This is a genomic window from Dokdonia sp. R78006, assembly GCF_042466145.1.
In the GTDB taxonomy this organism is placed as follows: Bacteria; Bacteroidota; Bacteroidia; order Flavobacteriales; family Flavobacteriaceae; genus Dokdonia.
In genome coordinates this window covers 3,026,484-3,046,341 of the sequence record NZ_JAXHBU010000001.1, presented here as the reverse complement: position 1 = coordinate 3,046,341, position 19,858 = coordinate 3,026,484, and the positions used below count along the sequence as shown (strand labels likewise).

The following is a 19,858-nucleotide window of genomic DNA, read 5'->3' as shown; positions in this document are numbered from 1 at the left end:
TACGTTACCGTCTTTCGGTATGCGCTTGTTAGGTAGTTTGCAATCAGCGTGCCAAAAATGAAAAAATACTGTTATGTCCTGTATTTATAGGTGTTCACGCTTTCGCGAAAATGTGAAATAAATCATACATCTGCAATTTGTTGTGTAAAGTGCAAAGAACTTCTTGCAAGTTTTAAAGATTTACTCTCTTATGTTTAGGATATTTTAACTCGTAACTGAATTCCTTTTTAGAACTATCTGATGGCGCAAGTTTTATAGTCCATTCTAGCAAACCTGTGTCCTTATCATAATCTGCATCGGCGGTTTCAATATCATCAACTTTGATTTCTTTGTTTTGTGATACAGGAATACGATCTACCATCTTTAGGTTGATACCTGTACTTTTATTATTCTTCACTGTTGTAGCGTAAGCCATGTCAACAATACGTTGCGAACCAATAAAAGAAGTTGACTTAAAATTATCTAACTGTTTGCGCTTTACAATAATATTAGGATCTACACCAAGTGATACAGATAACTCCTCTGTAGTCTCTAGCGGATTGATATACGTTTTACCAGAGAAGCTCCCTTCAAAATAAATATTTGCTTCTCCAGGAAGTAAACTATAACGCACCCAGTCTTTTATAGAAGCTGTAAGAAATACATTTTCATTAATAGCAGGAGCGACAAAATATTCATAGGTTGCTGGCACCTCAAACTTGTCAATTTCTATAACTGTCACATCTCCGTCGGAGTCAATTGAGTATTTCTTATTGATTTCAAAAGTAGTGGTTGTAATTCCTTCTGTTTTGGTATCTCCTGTAGCCGTTGTGATACTACTTGCCCCGCGTATTTGCACCCCTGCAGCTTTTCCTTGTAAAGTCCTACTAATTTCTTCAGATTCTACAGTGGTAACTGCATATGATAGACTTTTTTGAGATCTGGATGTAGCATAAGCAGTAATTACGACTTCGTCCAGCGCGTTATCTATTTCTAAGTTTGCATTAATAATACTAGCGTGAATAGGAATTTCCTTAGTTTTAAAGCCTACAAAAGAAAACGCTAGCGTTTCTCCATCATTTACTTGAAGTGTGTATTTTCCATCAAAGTCAGTTTGCGTCCCGTTTGTTGTTCCCTTTACTACTACAGTTGCACCTGGTAACGGTCCATTATCTTCAGTAACTATTCCTGTGATGGTTTTAATAGTAGGGTTGTATTTATAGTTGTATGCGCGAGTCGTTGTACTATTATTACGATAATTTCGATTTACAAAACGTAAGTATTTTGTGTCAATAGTTGGCTTAAGATTATTAGTGTTAGGATCTCCTGTTGATAATACAAGATTCACATCATCCCAGTCTATTCCTGTTTTTTGATATAAATGGGCTTTGTATGATAATTGTAAGGGAGCATCTGTTGCTATTGCTTTTAAGTCATATTCTGGATACCAGCCTGCTTCGCTTACATTATAGGTGATTTTAAGTTTTAAAGTCTCTCGCTGCTCACCGTTAAGTTTTAAGGTAATCTGACCTTTGCTTTTTTCTTCTGTGACATTAAACTCATTAAATTGCTTCGTGAGATCATTCACACGTCTCTGTAAATTTGTTTTTTCAATTTCGGCATCGAGAATGCCATTTTTAATTTCGGTTACTCGTTTCCTGTAGTAGGTAGATAGTTCCTTGATTTTAGCTAGATCTATTTCTGTGGTGTTGCTACCTAGTCGTTGGTTGGCTGTAATTACTTCCTCCTCTTTATGTAAACCACTCTTGAGGCTATTGAGCTTAAGGATATCTGTCTCAAGTTTTGTTTTTAAACTGCGCAGACTGTCTACTTTCTTCGTATTAAGTTGTTCTGTGAGATAGTTAATTCCGAAATTAATAGAGAGTATCGAGGCGTTTTTTAAGCCAGATATCTGGATGCTACTTTCATCAATATCGTTCGAGAGATTATCAAATAGAAAGCTATTTGTTCCCTCTGTTACCATAACTTCAGCAGTACGCTCTATTTGAGCGCCACTTAAGTAGACAGTTACTTTTGATAAGTTAGTACTTTTAGTTTGTGGTGGGGTAGAAGACGCTTTCGCGAAAGCGTAACTCATCAAACATAAGGCGAGTAATAATGTAGTTCTTTTCATTGGTGTGATTTTTATAGTTGGTCAAATCTATAAGTACACCAATGGAAATAAAATAGCTATTGAGTGAGTGGTTCATCTCAATGAGTGAACGAGCTATTGTGGCTGTTCATAATCCAGAAACTTACTCTTAAGCTCCGGAGTAGGAATCATACAAGCATCTTTCTTACCAAACCATTTATAACGATTACGGGCAATAAAATCATACACAGCATTGCGCAAGAACCTCGGAAGAAATAAAAACACAGCCAATAAAGGCCATCCACCAGAAAGATGCTTTGCGATACGGAGTGCTGCCGTAGACTTTGCGACGGCACTTTGATCTGTAACGAGTATGATAGAATCTACTTTATCTAAATCTATTTTGTGTTTTGCGGCAAGATTTTTGCCAACATCGCTTTGCAAAGGTGCATATCTAAACACATCATCTTTATCACGCTTTATGATAAATGTGATGGCGCCGTTGCACAAGTTGCAAACTCCGTCAAAAAGGATGATTTTTTTAGTCATAATTTTGAATGCACTATAACGTTTTTAGAGCGGTTGATTAAATTTAAAAAGCATTTGATTTAAAATTTGAATAACTCATTTTATCAATATTTATAGTCATATTCCAAAAACAAATACCACCATCGTCAACTTTTAAAATACCGTTTTGTAAAGAAACTTGTTCTGGCTGAGGGTCCTCAAAATTTGGAACGGGATTGTTTACAAAGCTCTCACACAAAGCGTTTACATAAAAAACTTTATCACCGTTCGTTAAAACATAAGGAACTAGTTGATAATAGTATTTACTTTTCATTTTGTACTGTGTTGGTACTTCTGGATTAATTTTATAGGCTGTAATAGACTTATCTATAATAAGTTTGGCCTTTTGCTTATCTGAATGAGAAGGATACCAAAGATCAAATTCCTGAAGGCTTAAGTTTTCTAGCTCTAGTTTGTCTTCAAAAAAAATATAATTATCATCAACACTCTTTTTTGTGCAGGATATAATTGTTATAAATATCAGTGTAAATTTTAGAGCGTATTTCATATTGAAATCTCCTTACTTTGCATTCTTCTTCTTGCGTTGTACAAGCTCTAGCTGCTCCACAGAAACTTTTGTAGTAAACATTCCGTAATCTACAGTGGCTTTACCTTTTTCTATATTATCAATAACACCAACAGCCTTCCCATCAAACATGCGCACGCGATCTCCTTCTTTTAAAGTCACCTTTGGTTTTACAGCTTCTGGTTCTTTTTTCTTAGCCTCTTTCTTTTTCTCGCGTATTACTTGTACGTGTTTTTCGGCCTCCTTTTTAGTGGCTTGTTCTTTTGCTTTTTCGGCTTTTGCTTGTTTAGCACTTTGTTTTTTACGTTTGCTATTTTCTATTTGTACGATTTTCATAAACTCGTCCATGAGGTCGCGTTTTTTCTTATCGTGATAGAATTTTTTACTGATTCCATCTAGTTTTGTACCTAGATAAATCAAGCGCTGGTTGCTATCATACAGTTCCTGATAAGCCTCTAGCTTACTTTGTACTTTCTCATTTATTTCGGCAAGCTGTTCTTTTTCTTTTGCCGCTTGTAGTTCTTTCGCTTTAAGCGAACTCGTAGTTTTTGAGAGTTTGCTGCGCTCCTTTTGTAGGTTTGCTATACTCTTGTCAAAACGAATTTTGCCACGCTCTACCTTCTTCTTAGAGCGATTGATAAGCGAGTAGGGGATGCCATTTTTTTGTGCTACCTCAAAAGTAAAGGAGCTACCAGCTTCTCCCATATGTAGTTTAAAAAGCGGCTCAAGCGTGCGTGCATCAAAAAGCATATTTGCATTTACAATCTCTGGCGTTTCATTTGCCATCATCTTGAGGTTTGCGTAGTGTGTGGTAATAATTCCAAAGGCCTCGCGCTCGTGAAAAACTTCTAGAAACGTCTCTGCCAGTGCTCCACCCAGCTCTGGGTCTGATCCTGTACCAAATTCGTCAATGAGGATAAGCGTGTTTTTATCGCACTTCTTTAAGAAGTAATTCATATTCTTAAGGCGATAACTATAGGTGCTCAAATGATTTTCTATACTCTGATTATCACCTATATCTGTGAGGATTTTATCAAATAAGCACATGCGTGAATACTCGTGTACAGGTATGAGCATCCCACTTTGTAACATTAATTGAAGTAATCCTACGGTTTTAAGTGTAATACTCTTTCCACCTGCGTTAGGTCCAGAAATCACAATAATTCGGCTTCCTTGATCTAGATGAATATCTTGTGGGTAGGTTTTTTCTTTTTTCGCATTATTACTTAAAAGCAATAATGGATGATAGGCTTCTTTTATAGTGAGCTCTCGATCTGTAGTGATTTTAGGCAGTAAGCCATTCATCTTTTCGGCGTACTTCATTTTAGCTGCAATCAGATCAATATCACTGAGCAACTCTTGATATTCTTCAAAAAGCGGAATATAAGGACGCATTCTATTTGTAAGCTCTTTGAGTATGCGTTTTACCTCTTCATCTTCTTCAAAAACTAAGTTATTAAGTTCTCTTTGTGCCTGCAATGTCGCTTCTGGCTGGATGTAGGTAATACTTCCAGTCTTTGAGCTTCCCATAATAGAACCTTTGACTTTACGTCTGTGCATTGCAGTAACAGCAAGCACGCGGACATTATCTACTATAGTTTCTCGTATATCATCTAGGTATCCATAACCGGCATATTGACCTAAAGCGCTAGCAAAACTAGAATTGATGCGTCCTTTGGTTTGATTTATAGCTCTACGTAATGTACCCAGCGTAGGCGTTGCATCATCACGTACCTCACCGTATTTATCAATAATGCGCGTGATGGTATCAATAATATCTGTAGTATATTCTGTCTCTCTTACCGTATTATATAAAGTAGGGTAAAGCTCTTCAAATTTCTTAAAGAATTTGAGGTGAATATTTACAGTCTCAGAAATACTAGAAAGTTTTTTAAAACTTCCTTTTTCTAAGGTACTATCTTCAATAGCAAGATACTTTATTTCATGATCAAGGCTGTCAAAACCATGATTAGGAATCGCAGCATCTGCAGTGCGAGAAGATAGATATTCATTAGTTTGATGAAGTCCAAAAATTGCCTGCTTAGGTGTAGGGTATGGCTCTATGGCTAGTGCCTTTGCCTTACCTTTGTCTGTAGTACAGCGCTCTGAGACTTGCTCACATACAGTATCAAACTCTAAATCTTGTAATGTTTTATTAGTGATCTTTATCATAGGGATCTCGCTTTCGCGAAAGCGTAATAGAGCCACAAACGACTCTTGTAATTATTTTCTTTTTCTATAGCTTTGGGTTGTCTAATAATAAGAACAAACTCCTTAACAAAAATACGGATAATGCACGTAAAAATAGAAGCAAGCTGGAAGCAAGAACTTAAGGAAGAATTTGATAAGCCATATTTTAAATCTCTTACAGATTTTGTAACACAGGAGTACCATACACATACATGTTATCCACCCGGTGAAGAGATCTTTTCGGCTTTTGATCATTGTCCCTTTGATAAGGTTAAGGTGGTCATTATAGGTCAAGATCCGTATCATGGAGCAGGGCAGGCTAACGGATTATGTTTTTCTGTACAAGATGGAATTGCTCATCCACCGTCACTTAAAAACATTTTTAAAGAAATAGAGACAGACGTAGGAATTGAAACACCTGTATCTGGCAATCTTGATAGATGGGCAGCACAAGGCGTTTTACTTCTTAATGCAACGCTTACGGTACGAGCAGGTGAGGCTGGGTCACATCAAAAACAAGGCTGGGAGCAGTTTACAGATGTGGTGATAGATACGCTTTCGCGAAAACGTGAAAACATCATATTCCTGCTTTGGGGAGGTTTTGCAAAGAAGAAAGGAAAGAAAATAGATGCTTCAAAACATTTTATACTGTTATCTGGGCATCCTTCACCACTAAGCGCAAATCGCGGATATTGGTTTGGGAACAAGCATTTTAGTGCAGTTAATGATACCTTACTGAGTAAAGGACAAGCTCCTATAAAATGGTAGATTAAGACATAAAAAAACGACGCCGAAAGTTATAAATTGCTTTCGGCGTCGTTTTGTTTTAAAGGTTGAATTTTTATTCTTCTTCTTCCTCTGCTTCAGGATCTGTAACTTCATTACATGAAAATTGCAATAGCAGGAAATTGATAGCAATAAGGATTGCTATCACACTAAAAAAAATGGTCATTAGAAAAAATATGTAGTTTGTACCCTATAGATGCATATCTATGGGAAAGGTTGCGTTAGTATGTAGTAAATATTATAGCGCTGCTTTAAAGAGAGTCGCTTCGAGCTTGTTATCAATCATTTTTAAATCTGCTAGTCGTGATTGTATGCGCTCAATTTCTTTGTTTGTAATTTTCTCTTGAGACCAAGTGGTCATCGTGAGCCATTTCTGAATATCTTCTAGCTGTTGCTCATATCTATTAGCCAGCGTGCGGTCTATAGAAGGGATGTTTTTAAAATCTGCAGAAACAGTATTAATGGTTTCTAGTACGACATTAATAGCCTCGCTATGTTCAGAAATAAAATCTTCTCTACCCGCAATTACAAAGCAACTCCAAGGTGTAGGAAAATCACCTAATCTCTTGAAGACTCCTTTATCTACAATAGGTTTTGTAGTAAAGTGTTCCCACATAAAATAATCTGCAGTACCTTCTGTAAGTGCTGTAATAGCGCCATCTAAGGTGTTTATTACTTTAAATTTGAGTTCATCCGTATTCCACCCTCTTTGTTCCGCTTGAACATGAGCCATCACATGCGATCCAGAGCCATAACGGCTTATTGCACATACTTTGTCCTCAAGTTCTTCTATAGATTGTAATGTACTGCTGCCAGCAACGTGAACACCCCATTGCAGTGGAGAAGAAACAAATATTTGTAAAATTTTTGACGGGTTACCATTTGCGATATCTTTAATGATTCCACCAGTTAAAATAACTGCAAGATCAATCTCGTTATCACGTAAAGCTTTATTCATAGCGCCTGTACCTTCTGGAAAATCTATCCACTGTACATGTACTCCTTGCTCAACAAACATTTCATCCTCTATTGCTAGATGCCATGGAAGGTTAAAATGTTCTGGTACTCCACCTATTCGTACTGTAGTCATATGCTTAATTGTGCTTCGCTTTTAGATAGTCAAAAATAGCATATTGTGATCTAATTTTTGGTGTTTCTTTTTCTGCTTTCGCGAAAGCGTTATTCTCTTCTTTATTTTGAATACGAGCCTTGACATTATCTGAGAGCTGAATGTCAAAAATCTCTTTTAACTCCTTGCGACAATCTGGATCTATAATAGGAACAAGTACCTCAATACGTCTATCTAGATTTCTTGTCATCCAGTCTGCACTTCCCATAAATAGTTGCTCATCGCCATCATGGTTAAACCAATATATACGACCATGCTCGAGATATCTATCTAAAATTGAAGTCATATGGATATTCTCGCTCAGCCCTTTTACTCCAGGGATAAGAGCGGTAAAGCCGCGCACAAGCATTGTGATTTTTACTCCGGCTTGACTCGCTTTGTAGAGTAATTTAATCATATCCTTATCCTCAAGGCTATTCATTTTTATCTTGATCTCTGCGTGTTTTCCAGATTGAGCAAAATCAATCTCGTCATTGATGAGCTTTTCAAAAGTGCGTCGCGTGGTAAAAGGGGAGACCAATAAATGCTTGTTACGAGGTACAATGAGGTCTCCTTCTAGAACTTTAAACACACGGTTTAATTCTTTGCCCAGTTTCTTATCTGCTGAAAAGAAACCATGATCTGCATAGATTTTTGAGGTTTTTGCATTAAAGTTGCCCGTTCCTATGTAGATGTATCTTCTATTTTTTCCTTCCTCTCTGCGCTTTACAAGTAATATTTTTGAATGTACTTTGATACGCGGGTAGCTATAAATAACGGTGGCTCCTTTTTCTTCAAAAGTGCGGCCCCATGTGATGTTATTCTCTTCGTCAAAGCGAGCTTTTGCTTCTATAAAGATGAACACCTTTTTACCATTATCTAACGCCTTAAGAAGCGCCGAAGTAAGTGGAGATTCACTTGCAACACGATACAAGGATATCTTTATTTCTATTACATCTTTATCCTCTGAGGCCTGCTCTATAAAACGTTCCACATAATGGAAAGACATAAAAGGAAAGTGTACGAGATGATCACGTTCTTTTAATACTTCAAAATAGTCTGAAGCTTTCTCGAGCGCATTATGTTTTATTAATGGTTGTTTTTTAAAATGTAGCTCAGGATTTTCTGTAGGATCCGGAAAAGCAAAAAAGTCATTAAAGTTGTGATAGCGACCGCCTGGCATCATATCAACTTTACCTACACGTAAGAGCTTGCGCAATTTTTTTGCGTCATCTTTATCCATAGATGCATCATAAAGCAACCTTGTAGGCTGCCCTTTGTGGCGTCTCTTTAAGGATTCATAAATACGATCTGCAAGAATACCGTCAAGCTCATCATCTAGGTATAACTCTGCATCTCTAGAGATTTTCACTTCAAAAATCCCACGTATTTCCTCATCAGGAAAAATAGTATCCATTTTATAATGAATAATATCATCTATAAAAGTAAGATAGTGCTCGCCATTATCTTTAAGTAGATGTACAAAACGATCTACCTTATGAGTAGGGATTGTGACAAATCCCACCTTTGAGTTATCCTTAAAAAGTACGTAAAAGTAAAGTGACTGATCTTCTAGAAAAATATCATTTTTGGCCTTAAGGTCAACCTTTTTTACATCAAGATGTTCTCTTATGGTAGAAGTGTACCAGCCATCTGCAAGAATTTTATGCTTGTCTGTGTAGGTTTTTGAGGTAAGTATGTGGATGTGATGCTTTTCAAGTTCTGGGATAATCACTTTTCTAAACGTGTGACCAAAACGTTGCTGCTGCTCATGTACCGTTGCTTTTATCTCTTTTACAATCTTATTAGGTTGTAATGATAATTGCTTTCTAATTTCTTTTTTAACTCTTTTGAGTTGGCGCAATTGTGACACGCGCACTCTAAAAAACTCATCTAGATTAGTAGAATATATCGCTAGAAACTTAAGACGCTCATACAGCGGATTATTCTCCACATCCTCAGCTTCTTGAAGTACTCGCTCGTTAAAACTAAGCCAGTTTAAATCTCTATGTCTAAAATTTTCGTCGGTAAGTTTAATCATCTCAGGGTATTTACTCAAATGTACAAAAGCACTACCCTGAAAGGATTAAGTCTATGTTAAAAGAGGAGCAATAAATGCTCCTCTTAAAGTAAATGATATTGACCTAAAGCGTATTAATCTTTAGTAATCGCGTCAAGTGTATACTGGATAAGAGCTTCGGTCTGCTCTGTAGGTTGCTCGCTAAATGTCATATTGGCTCTATTGGCAATAATACAATTAAGAGACACAGCACGGTGTCCTAATAATTTTGCAAGGCCATAGATTCCAGAAGTTTCCATCTCTAGATTAGTAACCTTAAGTTCCTTGCTAGTTGCGCTTTCGCGAAAGCAAAAAGTTCCCAATTTGTCATTCATGGTAGCGTCAGTTGTTTTAAGTCTTAACACTCTTCCTTGCGGCCCATAGAATCCAATATTTGTAGCAGTAAATCCATCGACCATTTTATCTGAAGCAAATTTATCTGCAAGTTGCTCATCGCAAGCCACTACATAAGGATCACTTTTTTCTGGTGCCCATGACATGTGCTCTATAAATGCTTTTTGAATTGCTGGATGCTGTACATGTTTACTATCATAAAAGTGGAGTAGGGCATCTAGTCCTATCGCATAGCGGCTCATTAAGAAAGAGTTTACAGGAATATCTGCCTGGATAGAGCCACTTGTACCTATACGTACAATATCTAGGCTAGTGTGCACCTCGTTGATTTCTCTAGTCTCAAGATTAATATTTACCAGTGCATCAAGTTCATTAAGTACGATATCAATATTATCTGTTCCTATCCCTGTAGAAATAACAGTGATTTCTTTTCCTTTATAAGTTCCGGTGCTTGTTTTGAATTCGCGCTTTTGCGTGGTAAAACGCACACTGTCAAAATATTTTGTAACCGTATCTACACGGTCAGGATCTCCTACAGTTATTATTGTAGATGCAAGGTGTTCTGGTCTTAAATTTAGGTGGTAAATACTACCGTCTGGATTAAGTATAAGTTCTGATGGTGCTATTGCCATGTATTAAGCTTTTGTAAGTTGGTGGTTATCGTTGTTGTAAACATATTCATACTTTGATGCACCTCCTAATGTGCAGGGGTACTTCATTTCTTTAAAAACATTGTATGAATTGTCTAGAATGTTATTTGCTTTCTCTGTGAGAGTGAGACGACCTTCTGTGTCCGTAAAAAATGGAGACATGCGAGTTATCATTTTCTTGATTTGTATATCACCGTAGCCATAGTACCCTTGATAATTGAGCATATAGCCACATAATTGATGTGGTGTTTTAATATCGTATTTTCTTATGAGTCTAAGCATATTTGTCTCGAGCGTATTGAGACCTGTAATTGCGCTAGGAAAACGTTCTTTATGAGCGCTTATACAATTAGATAAATAAGTAAAATTAGAATCTTTGGCTCTTTTTGGATCCAACTCAAGAGGGTCTTTACCACAATAAAGTCTCCATAAGTCATCTGCAATAAAAAGGTCATGATTATTGAGTAGTACTTTATCATTATAATGACTCAGTAATTGTTTTTCAGATAATTGAGAGAGCGCAAATAAATCCTTTTCTCCAGATACCCTGCCACTGCATACTAGATAAACGTTTCCTTTATATCCACGAGATTTTATGAAACTTATGCAGGCGAGCATATTAATATGGCAGTAAAGATCATATTCAAACCACAATACAATCTCTTCATATTGATGAGCATCTGCAATAATCGCTAGCTGACTCCCAAATTTCTCATCATAACCTCCCGCTTGGTCAGGGTAGTTGTTTTTAAAAAAATCAACACGTGTTTTTCTAAAAGCGCTACTCGTAAGATCTACTATGGTTTTTCCCTCACAAAGCATTTCTCTCCATACTGCATAATCACCTTCTATTTTCATAGTTAATAGGCGGTCATTAAGACTGTCACCATTAGTAACGTGTAACGTTTTCTTCATAATACGGAGGGATATTTTAAAATGGCAACAGTTTAAATAATAGATGTACTAGCCGCCTACACGCTTTGTTTTGAAGCCTTTTTCCTTTAAAAAGCTCATGATGCGATCTCTGTAATCGCCTTGAATGATGATACTTTCATTTTTAAAACTTCCTCCTACACCTAGTAAGACCTTAATCTCTTTAGCAAGGATTTTAAAGTCTGATGTTTCTCCAGTATAACCTTCAATTATTGTAATGGGTTTGCCTTTACGTTTCTCATATTTACAAATGAGTGGGTCATTTTGAATCCAGAGCGTATCTTCTATGTCAAGATTTTCTATAGGATCTTTTTCCGGAGTGTGATCCGGAAAAAGATTCTTTAATTGATCGCCTAAGTCCATACTTATTCTTTAATCAATCCTATTTCTACAAGGCGCTGGTGTAAAAACTCTCCAGCTGTAATATCCTCAAAGGCTTTTGGGTGCTCTTCATTTACACACTCATCAAGACAGTTAAGTTTCATATCTGATCTTGGGTGCATAAAGAAAGGAATGCTGTAACGAGCCGTTCCCCATTCTTCTTTAGGTGGATTAATCACACGGTGTATGGTAGAACGTAACTTATTATTAGTATGGCGCTCCAGCATGTCACCTACATTAATCACAAGCTCATCTTCGTTAGGGATAGCGTCTATCCACTCTCCATCTTTACGTAATACTTGAAGACCTCCAGCAGATGCTCCCATTAATAACGTAATCAAATTAATGTCTCCGTGTGCTCCTGCACGTACCGCTCCTTTAGGCTCTTCACTGATAGGTGGGTAATGAATAGGGCGCAAGATGCTATTTCCATTATTTGCCCAGTGATCAAAATAAAACTCATCAAGCCCTATATATAAAGCAAGTGCTCTAAGTACATAAATACCTGTCTTTTCAAGCATGCGATATGCTTCCATACCTTTTTCATTGAACTCAGGTAATTCTGCTACTTCAATGTTTTCTGGATATGCTTCGGCAAGGTTTGAGTCATCGTCTGCTTCTTGTCCAAAATGCCAAAATTCTTTTAAATCTCCTTCTTTCTTTCCTTTTGCATGTTCTTTACCAAAAGAAATGTAACCACGCTGGCCACCACCACCTTCTATTTCGTACTTTTTCTTAGTATCTTCAGGAAGGGCAAAAAAGCCTTTCACATTCTTATATAATCCGTCTACAAGTTGGTCATCTAGAAAGTGATTCTTCAGTGATACAAATCCTATGTCTTCATATGCAGAACCTATTTCTTGAACAAATTTTGCTTTACGATTAGGATCTTCACTTAAAAAATCTGCGAGATCTACACTTGGTATATTATTCATCTTTTCCTTCTTTAGGGTTGTGTTACGAAGATAAGAATTTTCTGTAGGTTTTATCAGTAGTTAATAGGGGTGAAGACGTGATTTTTTAGGGTTACGCTTTCGCGAAAGCGCACTCTTAAAAGTTTCCTCATAGTGTTAATAACTTTAATGAATAACTTAAATATTGTCGTATTACTATTAAATCATAGTTAAACTGAGCCTCATTTTTTTCAAAAGATGCGGTAAGCCCGTACCTTGAGGTCATGGAACAGATATTAGTAGCCGGTGCACATGGCACCACAGGAAAAAAAATAGTTAACTTATTAAAAGAATCTCAATATTTCAACCCGATTGCAATGGTGAGGAAAGAAGAGCAAAAAAGCTTCTTCGAATCACAAGGAGTTGATACGGTTATGGGGGATCTTGAAGAAGATGTATCACACGTATTTAACACCAACATAGATAAAGTATTATTTGCAGCAGGCTCTGGAGGAAAGAAAGTTGTAGAAGTGGATCAAGAAGGTGCAAAACGTCTTGTTGATGCTTCAAAGAAGAACAACATTAGGAAATTTGTGATGTTAAGCTCCATGGGAGCAGATAATCCATCTGAAGCCGAAGATTTACAAGATTACTTGAAAGCAAAGCACAATGCAGATGAATATCTAAAAGATAGCGGATTAAATTATGCTATTGTAAGACCTGGAAGTCTTACAGATAACGAACTAACAAATAAAATCGAGCTTGCCGAAAAACTTAATAAAAGAGGTGAGATAAGCCGTAATGACGTTGCACAAACTTTAGTGCGTACATTAAATGATGATGTAGCTAATAAGTCAACATTTGAAATTATTAAAGGTGAAACAATCATTGCAGACGCTTTAAATAAAGTAGCCGTACATTAATAAAGTACGACTGACTAAAAAAAATGCGACTTCCTTAGGGAAGTCGCATTTTTTTTGCTCTTTATTTTCTAGTATAATTATCTAAGACGAACAGGCAGGTAATTATAAGCTTAATCTTTTTATGATTTTGGTAGCAGTTTCATTTGCCGATGAAATTGCACCATCCATATATCCTGGAAACTCTTTTGCACTTTCTGAACTTGAGATAAATAAACGGTTATCCCATAGAGATTCACGAAACAACGGATTACCATTGTTTTGATGCGGGAATAATGGACGCTCAGATACTACATGAGTTTGAGGCTCTTTGCTCCATAAGCATTCATGATATGCTGTATACTCTTGGGCACCTTTACCAAAAACACTCACTAGCTGATTTATAACAAGCTTTTGACGTTCTTCACTACTCAGTTTGCTATAAGAGGCGTTTATAAAACCGCAAAGGGCAAAGCTTGTTTTTTCTACATTTTCATGGTTGTAAAATTCAGTTACGGGGCCTATGTTGCTAAAGAGCGTACTAGGCTTTTGCTCTTCTTTCCAGAAAGGGGTAGGATAGGTAATCGCCACTTTTATGGAGTCTTCCATCCAAGTGTGGGTTTGTAATGAAAGTTCTTTTAAGTTATCTGATAATTGTGGTTCAAAACTAATTTGAGAACCCCAAAGTTTAGGCGGTAGTGCCAGAACGACTACACCTCCTTCAAAGGTTTTTTTGCTTAAAACGAGTACTTTATTATTGAGGTATCGTATAGATTTTACAGGTTGATTCAGTAATACATTTGCGCTATCAAGCTTGTTGTAAATCGCATTGATTAAAGCAGATGTTCCACCGGCTACTCTATAACTTGCGGCTTGTGGTGGGATTTTTACTTGCTGTGCTCCATTGCTTCCCACAGGCTCATAAAAAACAGTTGCATCCATGTGCTGTTTAAATTTAGGAATGTCTAACTCTTCTAAAAGTCGAACCACTTCCGTATGATAATCTCCAAACCAGGTTGCGCCCATTTCTACGGGAGCTTGATGCTCATTGTAAAGTGTGTGTATTCGTCCTCCTATGCGAGATCTCGCCTCGAGAATGGTGTAGGGAATCCCTTGTTCTTGTAATCGATATGCTGTAAGTAATCCTGATAATCCAGCTCCTATAATTATAACCATTTTACAAAAGTAGAAAAATAGCGTACAGTTTGAGATTATTAACTATGTGATTTATTATAAAGAGATGGGCTGTTTTACTCACATTTTCGCGAAAGCGGTAACATTATTATAGTCATCCTTAAATACTTGAATTACTTTATATATCGCCCTATATCGATGTGTTTTAATAGCGTACCTTTAAGAAGCAGTTTATATCTTCGCGCACTGCAATAATTGATTATGGGATGTTCTCTACAACTTATAATTATAGAGTTCCAATCCCAATACTAAACGACATAACAGCATGAGTACAGACATACCATTACATAGGCCGACTCCTATTACTTCTGAAAAGAGAAGAGGCACTTTTGAGCGTGATACAGATGTAAAACGCACCATTAGATTACTAGAGCAAGGAAAAGAGGTTTTAATTTCAGCATTTTATAGTGATGGATTGACGCTACTTAAAGCACTCAAAGTTCACTTAGACAGAACAATGCCTAATGATTCTTTTGAAGAGCAGCGTGCGCACCGTGAAGCGTATCACCGAATGTCAAATTTTATTGTGATAGAAGTGGTTAATCATGCGCTTGCTGTAAAAAAAGCACCTTCTATAGGTTGGTTTGCAAAGTTATATCCAGAAACAGAAGACTTTTTACTTACGTTCCCTCAAGTTCAAGGGCTTAATAGTGCATGGCAGTGGTATAAAAATGGAATTGTAATCCCTGTGCTGCGTAATAAAGTGCATCCATATTATGGAACATATTTCCCTACACGTTTTGATCACCTCAAGCTTTTTGACAACTGGTTAAAGCGTTATGAAGGTCCTAAGAAAACGGCTATTGATGTAGGTATAGGTAGTGGTGTATTATCATTGCAGATGGTACAGTCTGGTTTTCAAAAAGTATTTGGTACAGATACAAATCCTAATGCAATTATAGGATTAAAGGAATCTATGGGAGACACAAAACTCTCTCGTAAGATAGAGCTGGATTATGCGCCATATTTTGGTAAATTTAATAAGCCTACAGAGCTTATTGTTTTTAATCCGCCGTGGTTACCATCTTCTCAAAAGCTTGAGAATATTGATGAGGCAATGTATTACAATGAAGATCTTTTCCCAACATTTTTTGCTAAGGCAAAAGAGGCATTATTACCTGATGGAAAACTAGTACTCATATTTTCAAACCTTGCAAAAATCACACACCTAATTGACACGCACCCTATAGAGCAAGAGCTTGAAAAAGGTGGAAGGTTCCAATTAGAAAAATGTTTGAAGAAGAAAGTTAGAAAAGCCTCTGAAGAGACAAAACGTGACCAACACTGGCGAGAGGATGAGGAAGTTGAACTATGGATACTTACTCATAAAGAATACGTAGCACCTGAATAGGAGAATTTTTTGAATATATACTAATAGCCCATTATGTTGCTCGTATCATAATGGGCTATTTTATGCAATAGAGGTAACAGTAAATTAGAAACGAAATCAAATTAAAATCGCGATATCGTTTTCGTTCTTATAATTCGCTACATTTGAGGTAATAGACAACAACCTAATGGCGACTACAACAAAATCTAGCATACCCTTTATTTACAATAGAGCATCTTTAGATAACGATACCTTACTTAGATTATACAGAGCAATGCTTAAACCTCGATTAATAGAGGAGCGCATGCTTATTTTACTTAGGCAAGGAAAGGTGTCAAAATGGTTTTCTGGAATAGGGCAAGAAGCAATCTCCGTAGGAGTTACTGCTGCGATGAAGCCAGAAGAGTACATATTACCTATGCACCGTAACCTCGGTGTTTTTACTACTCGTGAGATTCCTTTATATAGATTATTTACACAATGGCAAGGGAAAATGAGCGGCTTTACAAAGGGACGCGATCGTAGTTTTCACTTTGGTACACAAGAGTTTAATATAGTAGGTATGATTTCTCACCTAGGCCCACAACTCGGCGTAGCAGATGGTATTGCACTTGCACATAAATTGCGCAATGAGAAAGCAGTAACCGCTGTTTTTACTGGGGAAGGAGGTACAAGTGAGGGAGATTTTCATGAGGCGCTCAATGTTGCATCAGTATGGCAATTACCTGTTTTATTCTGTATAGAAAATAATGGATATGGATTATCTACACCTACTAGTGAGCAATACAATTGTGAGCATCTTGCAGATAGAGCAAAAGGTTATGGTATGGAATCTCACATCATTGATGGGAATAATATTCTAGAGGTTTACACTAAGATTTCAGAAATTACAGAAGATATACGTAACAATCCGCGTCCAGTTTTAGTAGAGTTTAAAACCTTTAGAATGCGCGGTCACGAGGAAGCAAGCGGTACCAAGTATGTGCCTGAAGACCTTATGGAAGCATGGGGAGAAAAAGACCCTCTACTTAATTTTGAAAAGTACTTGATGCAAGAAGATATTCTTTCTCAAGAGGTAAAAAAGTCCTATGAGCTTTCTATTAAAGAGGAAATTACAGAACATCTTGATAAGGCATATGCAGAGGAGAACATTACTCCTAATCTAGAAACAGAGATGAAGGATGTATACGCTCCGTTTAGCTTTCGCGAAAGCGTACCTAGCAAAGACACAGAAGAGCTTCGATTGGTTGATGCTATTTCTCAAGGATTGAGACAATCTATGGAGAAGTATGATGGTCTTGTGATTATGGGACAAGATGTAGCCGAATATGGAGGTGTATTTAAAATCACTGATGGTTTTGTGGAGCAGTTTGGTCGTGATCGTGTGCGCAATACTCCTATATGTGAAAGCGCCATTGTAGAAACAGCTATGGGTCTTGCTATCAATGGTAAAAAAGCGCTGATGGAAATGCAATTCTCAGATTTTGCAACTTCTGGCTTTAATCCTATTGTAAACTACCTTGCAAAATCACACTATCGCTGGTCACAACCAGCAGATGTGGTGATACGTATGCCTTGTGGAGCTGGCGTGGGAGCTGGACCTTTTCACTCGCAAACTAACGAAGCATGGTTTACTCATACACCAGGATTAAAAGTGGTATATCCAGCGTTTCCTGCAGATGCAAAAGGATTACTAACGACTGCGATAGAAGATCCTAATCCAGTCCTGTTTTTTGAACATAAAAAACTATATCGCAGCATCCGTCAAGAGGTGCCCACTAACTATTATACATTACCATTAGGCAAGGCATCTTTAATTAAAGAAGGAGAGCAAGTAACTATTATCACCTATGGTGCGGGTGTGCACTGGGCAATTGAGTTGCTTGATAGTATGAATGTCTCTGCAGATTTGTTAGATCTACGCACTTTACAGCCGTTAGATAAGGAAGCTATTATTACTTCTGTACGTAAAACGGGAAGAGTGTTACTACTTACAGAAGACAGCGCCTTTGGATCTGTAATGTCTGATATTTCGGCAATGATTATGGAAGAATGTTTTGAAAGCCTAGATGCACCAGTGAGACGAGTAGCGAGTTTAGATACTCCCATTCCTTTTGATTCGGAACTTGAGAAACAGTATTTACCTGTAGAGCGATTAGCTACCACACTTCAAGAGTTACTAGATTACTAAGACAAGGATAAAAAAATTAAAAGCCCCTAACTACATCATGTAGTTAGGGGTTTTGTTTTTATACGATGATGTAGGATGTTAATATTTTAAGCAAAAACCAATGTTTGCTAGTATTATTGGCGTATCGTTAACAGATCCTAGTTAAAAGCTGCTAAAGAATAAAAATAAAACGGTGTATCCAGATACTTTTACATCATACTAATCAATAAAAACAATATATTATGTTACGCTGGACAGTTATTTTTATCATCATTGCAATCATCGCAGCAGTCTTCGGATTTGGCGGAATCGCTTCAGGTGCGGAAAGCATTGCAAAAATATTATTCTTCATCTTTATTGTACTCTTCTTACTTTCTTTAGTAAGTAGATTATTTAAAAGATAAGACTATCTAAACATATTTAAAACGCAGCCTTTCACTTATGAAAGGTTGCTTTTTTTAATTTAACCCTAACTATTATGAAATATATAAAATCAGTAATACTCGTTCTTTTAGTTGCTACTATAGCAAGCTGTGGACCATCTCAAGTGGTAAAGCAATCTAAAAAAACACTCAAAGGAACTTGGACGCTTAACGAAGTAAGTTATGATCGTCAAGGAACTTTTAATATCAACCTTTTTAATGACGCATCACAAGAATGTATGGAAGGAAGTACATGGCATTTTATTCCTAATAATAACTTTGGAAACTACGAACTTTCTGGAGTAGGTTGCGATACGGAGAAACGTTACTTCGTTTGGAGTATTCCAGATACAGAAGGTGATGATATGAATTATAACATCCTTGTGAAGCCAACAGATGCTAAAATGAAGTCTGAAACTAACGCTGGTTTTAGAGTAGCGCTTTCTTACCTTTCTGAAGACCAATTGCAAATGTCACAAACAGTAAGCGTAGAGGGTAAACCTTTTAACATTACAATGAATTTTACCAAAATTGCAGAGTAGTCTGTAGTTAACAATCAACATAAAGAATTAAGATTATGAAAAATATAGTAAGAAATATTACAGTAATAGCATTAGGAGCAGCAATGCTTACAGGTTTCACAAGTTGTGAGGCTACTAAAAATGCAAACAATAAACAGAAAGGTGCTGTTATAGGTGCAACTGGAGGAGCTATCCTTGGAGCAATTATAGGGAACAATGCCGGTAAAGGTGGCAATGGAGAACTAGGAGCTGTTATAGGTGGTGTAGTAGGTGGTGGAGCAGGTGTCCTCATTGGAAACAAAATGGATAAGCAAGCGCAACAAATCGAGCAAGAACTTCCTGGAGCAACTGTAGAGCGTGTAGATGATGGTATCGTAGTAACTTTTGATGAGAACTCAGGAGTTTATTTTGATACGGCAAAATATAACGTGAATCCAGCTAGTCAGACATTACTTAATAAAATGTCTAACATTATGAAGGAGTATAACCAAACTAATGTTATTGTAGCAGGTCATACAGACAGTGTAGGATCTGATGTAAATAACATGACGTTATCTCAAAACAGAGCAAATGCTGTGACTAACTATATGGTAAGTACAGGATTATCTGCAGGAAGATTTACAACGGTATGGTACGGTGAAGCGCAACCAGCAGCTAGTAATGATACAGCAGAGGGACGTGCTCAAAACAGACGTGTACAACTTGCTATTGTTCCTAACGAAGAGATGAAGCAAGATGCTATGAAAGAAGCAAACGGAGGGAACTAATTTCTTCTGTTAAACAGAAATCACAAAATCCTCAAAA

At 37.0% G+C, this 19,858-nt stretch carries 18 protein-coding genes; 7 read left to right on the top strand and 11 right to left on the bottom strand.

Features of this window, described 5'->3' with window-relative positions:
- Window positions 1-172 precede the first annotated feature (172 nt).
- The 4 genes from SJY37_RS13530 to SJY37_RS13515 form a co-directional block, all read right to left on the bottom strand.
- Window positions 173-2,113 carry a DUF4139 domain-containing protein gene (locus SJY37_RS13530; protein WP_298327988.1) on the bottom strand — a complete coding sequence of 647 codons (1,941 nt, stop codon included), beginning with the start codon at window positions 2,111-2,113 and terminating at the stop codon, window positions 173-175.
- A gap of 93 nt (window positions 2,114-2,206) precedes the next feature.
- Complete coding sequence (locus SJY37_RS13525; protein WP_298327991.1) at window positions 2,207-2,620, bottom strand: thiol-disulfide oxidoreductase DCC family protein; 414 nt, start codon at window positions 2,618-2,620, stop codon at window positions 2,207-2,209.
- 43 nt (window positions 2,621-2,663) lie between these two features.
- The gene (locus tag SJY37_RS13520) at window positions 2,664-3,146 is read right to left on the bottom strand and encodes a hypothetical protein (RefSeq protein ID WP_298327994.1); all 483 of its coding nucleotides are present in this window, start codon (window positions 3,144-3,146) and stop codon (window positions 2,664-2,666) included.
- A 12-nt stretch (window positions 3,147-3,158) separates the two neighbouring features.
- On the bottom strand, window positions 3,159-5,336 hold the full coding sequence (locus SJY37_RS13515; RefSeq protein WP_298327996.1) for a DNA mismatch repair protein MutS: 2,178 nt from the start codon (window positions 5,334-5,336) through the stop codon (window positions 3,159-3,161).
- A 120-nt stretch (window positions 5,337-5,456) separates the two neighbouring features.
- On the opposite strand from SJY37_RS13515, the gene ung reads away from it, so the two are divergent.
- Window positions 5,457-6,122 (top strand): uracil-DNA glycosylase, encoded by a 666-nt coding sequence (gene ung, locus SJY37_RS13510; RefSeq protein WP_379953226.1) that lies wholly within the window; start codon window positions 5,457-5,459, stop codon window positions 6,120-6,122.
- A gap of 256 nt (window positions 6,123-6,378) precedes the next feature.
- Here the strand turns inward: ung and SJY37_RS13505 are convergent, their stop codons facing one another.
- The 6 genes from SJY37_RS13505 to SJY37_RS13480 form a co-directional block, all read right to left on the bottom strand.
- A complete protein-coding gene (locus SJY37_RS13505) occupies window positions 6,379-7,230 on the bottom strand; it encodes a substrate-binding domain-containing protein (protein ID WP_298328002.1) in 852 nt (283 codons plus the stop codon).
- 4 nt (window positions 7,231-7,234) lie between these two features.
- Window positions 7,235-9,289 carry a polyphosphate kinase 1 gene (gene ppk1 / locus SJY37_RS13500; RefSeq protein WP_298328005.1) on the bottom strand — a complete coding sequence of 685 codons (2,055 nt, stop codon included), beginning with the start codon at window positions 9,287-9,289 and terminating at the stop codon, window positions 7,235-7,237.
- A 113-nt stretch (window positions 9,290-9,402) separates the two neighbouring features.
- The gene (locus tag SJY37_RS13495) at window positions 9,403-10,293 is read right to left on the bottom strand and encodes a nucleoside phosphorylase (protein WP_298328008.1); all 891 of its coding nucleotides are present in this window, start codon (window positions 10,291-10,293) and stop codon (window positions 9,403-9,405) included.
- A gap of 3 nt (window positions 10,294-10,296) precedes the next feature.
- Complete coding sequence (locus SJY37_RS13490; protein WP_298328010.1) at window positions 10,297-11,226, bottom strand: DUF1835 domain-containing protein; 930 nt, start codon at window positions 11,224-11,226, stop codon at window positions 10,297-10,299.
- A 48-nt stretch (window positions 11,227-11,274) separates the two neighbouring features.
- Window positions 11,275-11,607, bottom strand: a complete 333-nt coding sequence (locus SJY37_RS13485) for a translation initiation factor (RefSeq protein WP_013751998.1) — start codon at window positions 11,605-11,607, stop codon at window positions 11,275-11,277.
- Window positions 11,608-11,609: 2 nt separating this feature from the next.
- Window positions 11,610-12,560 (bottom strand): isopenicillin N synthase family oxygenase, encoded by a 951-nt coding sequence (locus SJY37_RS13480; protein WP_298328014.1) that lies wholly within the window; start codon window positions 12,558-12,560, stop codon window positions 11,610-11,612.
- Window positions 12,561-12,802: 242 nt separating this feature from the next.
- Between SJY37_RS13480 and SJY37_RS13475 the strand changes: the two genes are divergently transcribed.
- Window positions 12,803-13,441, top strand: coding sequence for an SDR family oxidoreductase (locus SJY37_RS13475; protein ID WP_298328016.1), 639 nt, complete (start codon window positions 12,803-12,805; stop codon window positions 13,439-13,441).
- Window positions 13,442-13,543: 102 nt separating this feature from the next.
- Here SJY37_RS13475 and SJY37_RS13470 read toward each other — a convergent pair whose 3' ends face one another.
- A complete protein-coding gene (locus tag SJY37_RS13470; RefSeq protein ID WP_298328018.1) occupies window positions 13,544-14,593 on the bottom strand; it encodes an FAD-dependent oxidoreductase in 1,050 nt (349 codons plus the stop codon).
- 283 nt (window positions 14,594-14,876) lie between these two features.
- On the opposite strand from SJY37_RS13470, the gene SJY37_RS13465 reads away from it, so the two are divergent.
- The 5 genes from SJY37_RS13465 to SJY37_RS13445 all read left to right on the top strand — a co-directional run bounded on the left by SJY37_RS13465 (window position 14,877) and on the right by SJY37_RS13445 (window position 19,821).
- Window positions 14,877-15,962 (top strand): methyltransferase, encoded by a 1,086-nt coding sequence (locus SJY37_RS13465; RefSeq protein WP_298328020.1) that lies wholly within the window; start codon window positions 14,877-14,879, stop codon window positions 15,960-15,962.
- A 166-nt stretch (window positions 15,963-16,128) separates the two neighbouring features.
- On the top strand, window positions 16,129-18,132 hold the full coding sequence (locus tag SJY37_RS13460; RefSeq protein ID WP_298328022.1) for a dehydrogenase E1 component subunit alpha/beta: 2,004 nt from the start codon (window positions 16,129-16,131) through the stop codon (window positions 18,130-18,132).
- A 221-nt stretch (window positions 18,133-18,353) separates the two neighbouring features.
- Window positions 18,354-18,515, top strand: coding sequence for a DUF1328 domain-containing protein (locus tag SJY37_RS13455; RefSeq protein WP_013752004.1), 162 nt, complete (start codon window positions 18,354-18,356; stop codon window positions 18,513-18,515).
- A gap of 74 nt (window positions 18,516-18,589) precedes the next feature.
- Window positions 18,590-19,075 (top strand): lipocalin family protein, encoded by a 486-nt coding sequence (locus tag SJY37_RS13450; RefSeq protein ID WP_298328025.1) that lies wholly within the window; start codon window positions 18,590-18,592, stop codon window positions 19,073-19,075.
- A gap of 35 nt (window positions 19,076-19,110) precedes the next feature.
- Window positions 19,111-19,821, top strand: a complete 711-nt coding sequence (locus SJY37_RS13445) for an OmpA family protein (protein WP_035336740.1) — start codon at window positions 19,111-19,113, stop codon at window positions 19,819-19,821.
- Window positions 19,822-19,858: the final 37 nt, after the last annotated feature.

Bases quoted from the DNA above. Each gene is read 5' to 3' on its own strand.
- SJY37_RS13530 (WP_298327988.1), bottom strand. From the start codon at position 2,113: ATGAAAAGAACTACATTATTACTCGCCTTATGTTTGATGAGTTACGCT.
- SJY37_RS13525 (WP_298327991.1), bottom strand. From the start codon at position 2,620: ATGACTAAAAAAATCATCCTTTTTGACGGAGTTTGCAACTTGTGCAAC.
- SJY37_RS13520 (WP_298327994.1), bottom strand. From the start codon at position 3,146: ATGAAATACGCTCTAAAATTTACACTGATATTTATAACAATTATATCC.
- SJY37_RS13515 (WP_298327996.1), bottom strand. From the start codon at position 5,336: ATGATAAAGATCACTAATAAAACATTACAAGATTTAGAGTTTGATACT.
- ung (WP_379953226.1), top strand. From the start codon at position 5,457: ATGCACGTAAAAATAGAAGCAAGCTGGAAGCAAGAACTTAAGGAAGAA.
- SJY37_RS13505 (WP_298328002.1), bottom strand. From the start codon at position 7,230: ATGACTACAGTACGAATAGGTGGAGTACCAGAACATTTTAACCTTCCA.
- ppk1 (WP_298328005.1), bottom strand. From the start codon at position 9,289: ATGATTAAACTTACCGACGAAAATTTTAGACATAGAGATTTAAACTGG.
- SJY37_RS13495 (WP_298328008.1), bottom strand. From the start codon at position 10,293: ATGGCAATAGCACCATCAGAACTTATACTTAATCCAGACGGTAGTATT.
- SJY37_RS13490 (WP_298328010.1), bottom strand. From the start codon at position 11,226: ATGAAGAAAACGTTACACGTTACTAATGGTGACAGTCTTAATGACCGC.
- SJY37_RS13485 (WP_013751998.1), bottom strand. From the start codon at position 11,607: ATGGACTTAGGCGATCAATTAAAGAATCTTTTTCCGGATCACACTCCG.
- SJY37_RS13480 (WP_298328014.1), bottom strand. From the start codon at position 12,560: ATGAATAATATACCAAGTGTAGATCTCGCAGATTTTTTAAGTGAAGAT.
- SJY37_RS13475 (WP_298328016.1), top strand. From the start codon at position 12,803: ATGGAACAGATATTAGTAGCCGGTGCACATGGCACCACAGGAAAAAAA.
- SJY37_RS13470 (WP_298328018.1), bottom strand. From the start codon at position 14,593: ATGGTTATAATTATAGGAGCTGGATTATCAGGATTACTTACAGCATAT.
- SJY37_RS13465 (WP_298328020.1), top strand. From the start codon at position 14,877: ATGAGTACAGACATACCATTACATAGGCCGACTCCTATTACTTCTGAA.
- SJY37_RS13460 (WP_298328022.1), top strand. From the start codon at position 16,129: ATGGCGACTACAACAAAATCTAGCATACCCTTTATTTACAATAGAGCA.
- SJY37_RS13455 (WP_013752004.1), top strand. From the start codon at position 18,354: ATGTTACGCTGGACAGTTATTTTTATCATCATTGCAATCATCGCAGCA.
- SJY37_RS13450 (WP_298328025.1), top strand. From the start codon at position 18,590: ATGAAATATATAAAATCAGTAATACTCGTTCTTTTAGTTGCTACTATA.
- SJY37_RS13445 (WP_035336740.1), top strand. From the start codon at position 19,111: ATGAAAAATATAGTAAGAAATATTACAGTAATAGCATTAGGAGCAGCA.